The following is a 10,481-nucleotide window of genomic DNA, read 5'->3' as shown; positions in this document are numbered from 1 at the left end:
CTCCACAAATTCCGAATCCAGACGCGCCTCCTTTTGTTATAACCTCTTCTAAAATTACGATAGAAGATGGTTCATTCAGATATATAAATGAAAATTTAGAAGATCAAGTAGTTATTGACTATACAAGATTGGAAACCCAATTGGATGATTTTAAACTCGTAAATGATGTGGTGGATACGCGTATAGATCATCTTACATTTACTGCAAAACGAGGTTATGCGATCTCTTCTTTGGAAGGTGATTTTCATTACGATCCCGATTCGATCACATTACAGAAATTTATTCTCAAAACGGAATTTTCAGAAATAGAAGGGGATATCGCTTTAGACACTTCGGGAGATAAGATGTCTGATTTTATCAATAATGTTGATATTGAGGCCGCTTTCGCGAAAGCGAACATCTCCACAAATGATATTTACCCATTTTATGATGGCTTTGCAAAGGATCAGACTTTTTCCTTAACGGGAAATGTGACTGGAGTTCTTAATGATTTTAAAGTAGAAAATCTTGATGTAACGGGGTTGAAAAATTCTATTATACAAGGCGATATACAGTTTACACATCTCATTTCTGGCGATGACTTTAAAATAGATGGTCATTACACGGCACTACAAACCACATATTTTGACTTAAAGTCATTATTACCAGAGGTCCTTTCGGCATTACCACCACAATTGTCAAAACTTGGCATGATTGAATTGATTGGATTTACAACGATTACAAACAAGACACTAGAGACAGAAGGAGTCGTAACCTCTGCACTTGGAAATGGGTATGTAGATATGTTATTGACCAATTATCAGAATACAGATATAGCTACATATAAGGGAAGTATAGATTTTGATAATTTTAATTTAGGTAAATTCATTAATGATCCAAGAATAGGAAAAACGTCTATGGATTTTGATGTAGATGGTAAAGGATTTCTTCAAGAGTTTCTAGACACCAAATTATCTGGTGTGATCTATTATATTAATTACAATAATTATAGATATAAAGACATCACTGTTTTCGGAGATCTTAAAAATCCCGTTTTCAATGGGGAGATTATTATAAATGATGAGAATTTAATAGCCAAGGTTGATGGTCTTATAGATGTTTCAAAAAAGATAAATAGCTATGATTTTGAAGCAGATATTACCTATGCAAATCTAGTGAATCTCAACTTTGTAAAAGATAGTGTTTCCATTCTTAAAGGAAATGTTATTATGGATATGAAAGGAACAGGGATCGAAGACGCTTTTGGTAAACTCTCCTTCTTTGATGCGGTGTATCAAAACAAAAACGACACGTATTATTTTAAAGATTTTGATGTGACCTCTGTTTTTGATGATAAAAATGTACGTACCATAGCAATTAATTCTTCAGATATTATAGATGGTACAGTACGAGGAAATTTTAAATTTAATGAGGTAGTCCCGCTATTCAGAAATGCTCTTGGAAGTTTATATACAAACTATCAACCAGAAGTACTGACAGAAAATCAATTTATGGAGTTTGATTTTACGATCAATAATAAGATTGTAGAAGTCTTTGTTCCAGAAATAGAATTTGAACCAGAAACCATCATAAAAGGAAGCGTTGTTTCTAATGATTCTGAGTTTAAACTTACCTTTAAATCTCCAAGAATAGAAGCTTTTGGGAATATGGCAGAAGCCATAGAAATCAAAGTAGATAACAAGAACCCTTTATTTAACACCTATATCGCTGCCGATAGTATAGACGCAGGTTTTTATGCGGTTTCAGATTTTAATCTCATTAATGTTACCTTAAAGGATACCTTGTTTATGAAGTCTGAATTCTCTGGCGGAACTCGTAATGATGACCGTTATGACTTATCGCTATACCATACCATTAATGAAGAAGGAAATTCTGTACTAGGCTTTAAGAAATCGCAAGTTGTTTTTAAAGATAACGCTTGGTTTATTAATGAAGAGAACAATCAGCGTAATCGTATTATTTTTGACAATAACTTTAACGATATTGATATACAAACGATTGTACTGAGTCATAAAGACGAACGGATAGACCTTAAAGGCTTTATAAAAGACAGTACATATAAAGATATTAAAGCACGATTTACAAATGTAGATTTAGCTAAAATCACCCCTGAAATAGAGAATCTAAATCTAGAAGGACGTGTGAACGGAAATCTGGATGTACTTCAGAAAAAAGGTGCCTATTATCCTAATTCAACAGTTGCTATAGACGAGTTTGCAATAAATGATTATTTATTGGGAAAATTTGATCTAAGCGTTGAAGGAGATACCTCACTATCTACTTATGAAATCAAATCGAAGCTAGAAAATCAAAAAGGAGCGCCTCTCGTAGCCGAAGGAAGTATTACCGTAGGAACAGGAAACAATGCTACGATAGACCTAGATGTAGGATTAACTAATTTTAATCTAGCACCCTTTGATCCTTTAGGAGAAGGTGTCATAACACGGATAAGAGGTTTTGTAGATGGGAACGCAAAAGTGACAGGAAATTATAAGAATCCTGACATCAATGGAGAGTTAAAAATAAGAAACGGCGGTCTTAAAATACCGTATTTGAATACAGATTACGATTTTAGAGGGATTTCTAGTGTATCCCTAAGCAAGCAAAAATTTATCTTTAATGCGATCCAGCTAGAAGATGTAAAATATAAAACCCTTGGTGCATTAAACGGTAGCATTTCTCATAATGCCTTTAGCGATTGGCGACTTGATTTAGGAATTACTACAGACAGATTATTAGTATTAGATACCAAGGAAGAGCTAGAATCTCTTTATTACGGAACCGCATTTATAGCGGGTCAAGCTACGCTTAAAGGGCCTGTAGATAATATGGTGATAGATGTCTTTGCAGAAACCGAAAAAGGAACTGTTTTTAATGTGCCCATTGATGATACAGAATCTATAGGAGATAGTTCTTATATCCATTTTTTAAGTCCTGAAGAAAAAGCAGCAAAGTTAAACGGAGTGGTGTCAGAGTTAACCGAAATAAAAGGACTTTCTGTAAATTTTGACCTTGATGTAGATGCAGATGCACTTATCGAAATTGTTGTCGATAAAGAAAACGGAAGTACCTTAAAAGGTAGGGGAGGAGGAACGCTCTTAATACAACTAGACACCAATGGGAAGTTTGACATGTATGGAGACTTTATTGCGTATGAAGGAAGCTTTAACTTTAAATACAAAGGTCTTTTTCAAAAAGAATTTAAATTTAGACCAGACGGTAATATCCGATGGGAAGGAGATCCAGCGGGTGCTCTGCTTGATATCAGTGCCGTGTATAGAGCGGAGGCAAACCCTAGCATACTTTTAGAAAACCCCTCTTTAAACCGTAAAATTCCAGTGGATGTTATTATTAATCTGGAAGGTGAACTTTTAAAACCAGACATTACCTTTGAGATAGAGTTTCCAGGAACTGGAAGTAGCGTTGTCTCGGAGTTAGAATACCGTCTTAGTGATAAAAATGCAAGAGAGCTTAATGCCATTTCTTTAGTTTCTCAAGGCGTTTTCTTAAGTAATGCTTCCATATCTGCTGCTGGTGCGGTAAATAATCTTTTGGAAACAACATCTTCTGTATTATCTGGAATTTTATTTAACGATGATGATAGTATTTTTGATGTCAATCTAGATCTTGTACAAGCAGATAACTCACCAAACCTACAATCGGCGGGACGTGTGGGGATTACATTGTCTACTCAAATTTCTAACCGCGTTCTTATTAATGGCAAAGTGGGTGTCCCAACGGGAGGTATCAGTGAGAGTGTGATCGTGGGTGACGTTGAGATCGATTTTCTATTGAGTGAGAATGGAGCCCTGAGAGCAAAAGTATTCAATAGACAAACTGACATCCAATTCATAGGGGAGACAGAAGGATATACCCAAGGCGCAGGTATCTCGTATGCGGTAGATTTCAACTCTTTCAAAGAACTTATTAGAAAGATTTTTAATGGAAAGTCTAAAGAGGCTCTTGATAGCCTTAAAGAACAACAAGCGGAATCAGAAAAAATAGGTCCCGATGGTGTTACTTTCAAAAATTAAGTTATCAATGTTTTATAATGATTTACTAAGTAATATATTAACATTGTGATATGTTACAAATATGTATCTTTATGTAGATATAACAAAAAATCATTACTTATGAAAAAATTAAAAAATTTAGGAAAAGTCTTAACTTCTCAAGAATTAAAAAAAATTCAAGCAGGAACATTATGTGATTCAGGTTTTGCTTGTATATGTAGTTACCACTTTGTAGGTTGCTATACAAGCATGGGTGCGTGTATGAGTCAATGTGAGTCTAGTTTCCCAGGTGGTCACGGAGAGCCTATTTTATCATTCAGTTAATATATAGCAAACATAAACTTTAACGCCTCATCTTGAGGCGTTTTTTATTCTCATGTTCACAGCTATTCCATTTCAATCGGAAATAATAAAGTATTAAAAAGTGTTACTTTTAAAAATTAATCAATTCTGAACCTGTTAATTTTGATGCTGTTTTAATTGATGTTTTTGAAAGATTATTAAAATAGGATCTTTGTTTATGAAGATAGTATTGATAAGTACGCTTTCGCGAAAGCAAAAAAAAACCATTTCCCCCTCTTTTTTAAACGTAAGAACGAGCAAGCCATAAAAAGTTGTTAAACGAAAACGTTTGAAATTACAAATAGTCATAAATCAATGGTAAATACTTGAATTATGTAGGTTAAGTTTCCTAAATTTATTTTTTATTTGCCATTATATGAACCAAAATATTAAGAAAATTGCAGTTTTGACCTCAGGAGGAGACTCCCCAGGAATGAATGCTGGTATTCGATCTGTCGTTCGTACTTGCGCTTATCATAAAATTGCCTGTGTAGGCGTTTATAGAGGATATGAAGGGCTGATAGATGGAGACTTTATTGAGTTAGATGCACGTAGTGTAAGAGGGATTATCAATAAAGGAGGAACGTTTCTTAAATCTGCAAGAAGCAAACGTTTTATGACCAAAGAAGGGCGTAGAATCGCTCATGAGAAGCTAGTTGAAGCTGATATAGATGCTATTGTACTTATAGGTGGAGATGGAACTTTTACAGGAGGTCTTGTTTTTAATACAGAATATGGTTTTCCTGTGATGGGCATTCCAGGAACTATTGATAATGATATCAGTGGTACCGATAGAACATTAGGATACGATACCGCTTTAAACACAGCTGTCGAAGCTATTGATAAAATACGTGACACAGCACATTCCCACGATCGTTTATTCTTTGTGGAAGTAATGGGACGTGATGTAGGACATATCGCACTCAATGCGGGTATAGGAGCTGGAGCAGAAGAAATCCTTATTCCTGAAGAAGATATGGGAATAGATAGACTTGTAGAGTCGTTAGAACGAAGTAAGAAAAGTGGAAAATCCTCTAGTATCGTTATTGTTGCCGAAGGTGATAAAATAGGAAAAAGTGTTTTTGAACTAAAAGACTATGTTGACGAGAATCTTGAAGAGTATGATGTACGTGTATCTGTTTTAGGACACATGCAACGTGGAGGCTCTCCTACCTGTTATGATCGTGTACTTGCCAGTAGAATGGGTGTAAAAGCAGTAGAATCTCTTCTAGAAGGGAAAAGCAACTATATGGTAGGAACGATTCATGACAAAATGGAACTTACCCCACTTGAAAAAGCGATTAAAGGAAAAACAAAAATTAATAAAGAATTGATACGTGTGTCAGATATCATGACCACATAAATTTAATACAAACACATGGGAAATTTAAAATTAGGAATTAATGGATTTGGACGTATAGGTCGTATCGTTTTTAGAGCGACTGTAAAACGTGATAATGTAGATGTAGTTGCTATAAATGATTTACTAGATGTAGAACATCTAGCTTATTTATTAAAATATGACTCTGTTCACGGACGTTTTGACGGTGATATTTCTGTAAAAGATGGTAATCTTATTGTGGATGGAAAAACCATTCGTATCACAGCTGAGCGTGATCCTAGAAATTTAAAATGGGATGAAGTAGAAGCGACAGTCGTTGCTGAATGTACTGGAATATTTACAACATTAGAATCAGCAGACTACCATATCCAAGCTGGAGCTAAAAAAGTGGTGATTTCTGCACCATCTAAAGATGCTCCGATGTTTGTGATGGGTGTAAATGATGATAAATTAACAGCAGCAGATACCATCGTGTCTAATGCTTCTTGTACCACAAACTGTTTGGCACCTATTGCAAAAGTGGTAAATGATAACTGGGGACTTAAAGAAGGACTCATGACAACTATACACGCTACGACAGCAACTCAGTTAACGGTGGATGGTCCTTCAAAAAAAGATTGGAGAGCTGGTCGTTCAGCACTTAATAATATTATTCCAGCATCTACAGGAGCTGCAAAAGCAGTAGGGAAAGTACTTCCTGAAGTAGATGGTAAATTAACTGGAATGGCATTTAGAGTACCTACAGTAGACGTTTCTGTAGTTGACTTGACGGTTCGCACAGAGAAAGAAACTTCTTTAGAAGAGATCAAAAAAGTATTTAAAGCAGCATCAGAAGGAGCTTTAAAAGGAATCTTAGGATATACAGATGAAAGTGTAGTATCTCAAGATTTTGTAAGTGATGATCGCACAAGTATTTTTGATGCTGGAGCTTCTCTAGAATTAAATGCTACTTTTTTCAAGTTAGTTTCTTGGTATGATAATGAGTTTGGATATTCTAACAAGCTTGTTGATCTCGCTGAAAAAGTAAACGAACTATAAATAATATATTGTTTTCCTTGATAGATACTACGTGTTTGTCAAGGAAAATTATTTGACTAATTACTGGTGCTATATGATTTTAGTAGTTGATAGTGGATCTACGAAGACCGATTGGATTGCCTTAGGTGATGATGGAACTATGTTATTCCAAACACAAACCTTAGGATTAAATCCTCAAGTATTATCACAAGAGATATTAAAAGAGCGTATTATCAATAACTTTGAATTGTATAAGCATAGAAACGAAGTAAGTCGTCTTTACTTTTATGGAGCAGGTTGTGGTGTAGAAAAACCCCGTAAACTCATTAGTGAAGTTTTTGAAGAGTTTTTTAAAGAAGCCCAAGCGATTATTGTTAAGGAAGATACGTATGCTGCATTATATGCGACTGTAGATACAGAAAAGAAAGAAAAAGCAATCGTTTGTATCTTAGGAACGGGGTCTAACTGTAGTTACTATAACGGACACGACATTGAGCAAAAAGTAATATCCTTAGGATATATCCTTATGGATGATGCTAGCGGAAATTATTTTGGAAGACAATTACTAAGAGATTATAAATTCAATCACATTCCTGAAGACTTAGCTTCAAAGTTTGAAAATGCGTATGATTTAGGTTCTGAAGCTATTAAAAATCAGTTATATAAGAGTCCAAATCCTAATACATATCTCGCTACTTTTGCACGTTTTTTAATAGAAAATAAAGACCACTCGTATTGTCAATCCTTGATCCGAAAAGGACTTTCTTTATTTATAGAAAATCAAATTTTTCAATATGATGATGCAAAAGAAGTGCCTGTACACTTTGTAGGCTCTATTGCTTTTTATTTAGAAAAAGAGCTTTCTATCCTTTTAAAGGAGTATGGATTGAAAAAGGGTAAGGTTTTAAAACGTCCTATTGACGGACTTGTATCGCATCATAAAGCTCATATTCTGTATAAGTAGCATAAAAGATAGAGTTAAGTTATATAAACTTACTCAAAATAAATAAATCCCGCTTCTATTTAGGAGGCGGGATTTTTTTATTATGATTTACTCCGATCACTTAATTGCAATCGCAGAAATTTCTACATTCACATATTTAGGAAGATTTGCAACCTCTACCGTTTCTCTGGCGGGTGCTGTTGCCTCATCAAAATAGGTTCCATATACTTTATTTATAGCAGCAAAATCATTCATCTTGTTTACAAAAATAGAAGTCTTAACAACATCTTCAAACGTCATATCGGCGGCAGCTAATACTGCTTTTAGATTTTCCATCACAAGCTTTGTTTCCTCTTTGATGTTTCCTTCAAAAAGCTCTCCCGTCTTAGGGTCTATAGCAATTTGACCAGAAGTGTATAAAGTGTTTCCAGAAAGTACCGCTTGGTTATAAGGGCCTATAGGAGCAGGCGCATTTGGTGTTGAGATTATTTTTTTCATGATAGATTTGTTTTTACGAAGTTGGGTAACTTATGTAAGATTAACAAATTATTGGATTAGAAAATAGTTTAGATGAGAATTTATGAACCTTTCATATCTGAATTACTGTACGTATATTAGAACTTCTAATCCGTGACAAAAAAGTCTTGATTCTTGTAGCGCAGTGATCTTGCTTCTGATACTTTGAAAGCTCTTCTTGAAGTTTTCGTATTAAAGAAGTATCGATCAATTGGCCTATTTCTTATAATCTTTCATCTGGAGCTCGACGTTTATCGTACTTAATATCACCTAGGATATTTCCTTTAATTCCAATATAGAAATTCCAAGAAGAACGTGTACTAAAGGGCACCCAGTTAAAACGTAAACTCCAACTTTCTAGATCTCTACCAAATTGTAACGATGTAAATGTAAATCCAGGATTAGCAAGATCAAATCCGGAAGAACCACCAACGGTCCAGCGTTTCCCAAGCTCTACATCTCCACTAAAAACGATAGAATGCGTTCCTATTTCATTTTGTCTAGCATTGTTTACATAACTCACTTCATAGGACAGTCTTAAATTCCACGGAATTTTAAAGTTATAAAACTCCACTTCCTGTTCTTCTTCATCTTCATCATCTTCGGGTAATCCATTGCTATTTCCAGTAATATCTACACCACCACCAAATAAGTCATCAGGTCTTCCCCCAGCAGCAAATGTTTGGTTTTTAGTACGGTCTGTACTTTTGTCTTTTCCTTTTTCAAAATCTCTACTAGAAAAGTTATATCCAAAGTTGGCGCGTGCTGCAGTAATTCTAAAAAGACTCCCTCCATTATTAATGTTAAGCCTATTAATACGTCTGTTATTACTATTTAGTGCATAGATATCTAACGATGCACTAAAGTTAATATCAAGTTTGTTTTCAATAATTGGAATAGCACCACTCACAGCTATAGGCGATAGTTTTAAGCTATCTGCCGTGATATTATAAGCAGTCCTTAAGTTTAGGTTACTCAGTAGTGCAACTTTTCGATACTCTTCGGTAGCAGTAGTATCTTTATCTCTCACTTTTGCTTCTATAATATTGCTTAGCCCGAATGACACAGAGGCACTTTCCCGATTACTAGGTGCTCCTAATAAGCTACCTTCAAATCGAGAAAATTCAACAGTTTCGGTAAGCTCAGTAGCCGTAGGATCATTAGGATCTGTACGTTGGTAACTATCAAAAAACTGATCAAAAGCAGGCGTGTAGCTAAAACCAAGACTAGGACGAATTACATGACGAATAGATTGTATTTTACCGCCTTCTTTAAAAGGGAAAATACCATACAAGGTCGTTCCTAAGCTGGCACTTGTCCCATACGTTCTATAAGATGCAAGTCCATTAATAGTGTCTCTTACAACCTCTCTGTCCTCTATATCAAAAGATTGGTCAATCGTTCTAAAAACAGTATTCTCTGTATAATTGGCACCAACACTCGCACTTATGTATTTGAAAACTTTAAAGTTGGTTGAGATTGGAATGGTTTGCTGGATACTTGAACGACCATCTTTAAACATTTCTGATGTAAAAAAGAGGCTGTCTGTCGTTACATATTGATTATTAGCACGTAAAGAGTAATTAAAGTTAATGTTTTGAAAAGCCCCTTTTTTTGCTCCATTTTTTGGTGCAAACGGAAAGATTCGATCTACGTTTACTTGCGCAGTAGGCAACGTCATGTTAATAATTTCTGTTTGCGAGTTCTGAGAGTGCGTTGCCGCTACCGTCACATTTACAGGCGTTTTTCCTGTAAAGGTACGAGAATAAGATATAGAAGAACTAAAATTGTTTGTCAGGAAGTTACCTGTATTACTCTGGTTTATAGATTGTTGGAAGAAATCACTACTCCCCAAGTTAACAGAAGCAGAAAATCGACTATTAGGACTTGATTTCTGATCTTTGGAGTGATTCCACCTGATGTTATAGGTGTTTGTTTCAGAAAAATCGGGTAGTCCTCGTTCACTCGCTAGTATTTTCTCAAAGTTAAAACTCAACCGCCCATTATACTTATAACGCACTCTATAATCAGAATCTGCTCGTAAGGCATAACTACCATTGGTATAATAATCTCCAGTAATAGCAAGGTCGTAATAATCACTCAATGCAAAATAGTATCCTCCATTTTGCAGGAAATAACCTCTTTGTCTGGTTTCTCCAGGACTTGGAACAATAAAACCAGACACACTTTTTTGCTTATCTAAAGGGAAAAAGGCAAAGGGTAATCCAATAGGCGTAGGAACATCGGCTATATACATATTGGTAAGACCTGTAACAAGCTTTTGCCCTGGAACAAATTTCACCTTTCG

Annotated in this window: 7 protein-coding genes; 5 read left to right on the top strand and 2 right to left on the bottom strand. The window is 35.1% G+C overall.

Annotation, left to right across the window (positions count from 1 at the left end):
* From Q0505_RS17345 to Q0505_RS17325, 5 genes are all read left to right on the top strand, one after another.
* On the top strand, positions 1–4,034 hold a 4,034-nt coding region (locus Q0505_RS17345), incomplete at its 5' end, for a translocation/assembly module TamB domain-containing protein (protein WP_299215592.1).
* A 99-nt stretch (positions 4,035–4,133) separates the two neighbouring features.
* The gene (locus tag Q0505_RS17340; protein ID WP_299215591.1) at positions 4,134–4,337 is read left to right on the top strand and encodes a hypothetical protein; all 204 of its coding nucleotides are present in this window, start codon (positions 4,134–4,136) and stop codon (positions 4,335–4,337) included.
* Between the two features lie 394 nt (positions 4,338–4,731).
* Positions 4,732–5,718 carry a 6-phosphofructokinase gene (gene pfkA, locus Q0505_RS17335; RefSeq protein ID WP_299215590.1) on the top strand — a complete coding sequence of 329 codons (987 nt, stop codon included), beginning with the start codon at positions 4,732–4,734 and terminating at the stop codon, positions 5,716–5,718.
* 15 nt (positions 5,719–5,733) lie between these two features.
* A complete protein-coding gene (gap, locus tag Q0505_RS17330; protein ID WP_299215589.1) occupies positions 5,734–6,735 on the top strand; it encodes a type I glyceraldehyde-3-phosphate dehydrogenase in 1,002 nt (333 codons plus the stop codon).
* A gap of 73 nt (positions 6,736–6,808) precedes the next feature.
* Positions 6,809–7,678 (top strand): N-acetylglucosamine kinase, encoded by an 870-nt coding sequence (locus Q0505_RS17325; protein ID WP_299215588.1) that lies wholly within the window; start codon positions 6,809–6,811, stop codon positions 7,676–7,678.
* Between the two features lie 96 nt (positions 7,679–7,774).
* Here Q0505_RS17325 and Q0505_RS17320 read toward each other — a convergent pair whose 3' ends face one another.
* On the bottom strand, positions 7,775–8,155 hold the full coding sequence (locus Q0505_RS17320; RefSeq protein WP_299215587.1) for a RidA family protein: 381 nt from the start codon (positions 8,153–8,155) through the stop codon (positions 7,775–7,777).
* Positions 8,156–8,396: 241 nt separating this feature from the next.
* Positions 8,397–10,481 (bottom strand): putative LPS assembly protein LptD (locus Q0505_RS17315; protein WP_299215586.1); only part of this gene is annotated, 2,085 nt, incomplete at its 5' end.

Source organism: uncultured Dokdonia sp. (assembly GCF_937910895.1).
In the GTDB taxonomy this organism is placed as follows: domain Bacteria; phylum Bacteroidota; class Bacteroidia; order Flavobacteriales; family Flavobacteriaceae; genus Dokdonia.
Note: the sequence above shows the minus strand (reverse complement) of the source record. Positions and strands in the feature narration are given on the sequence as shown.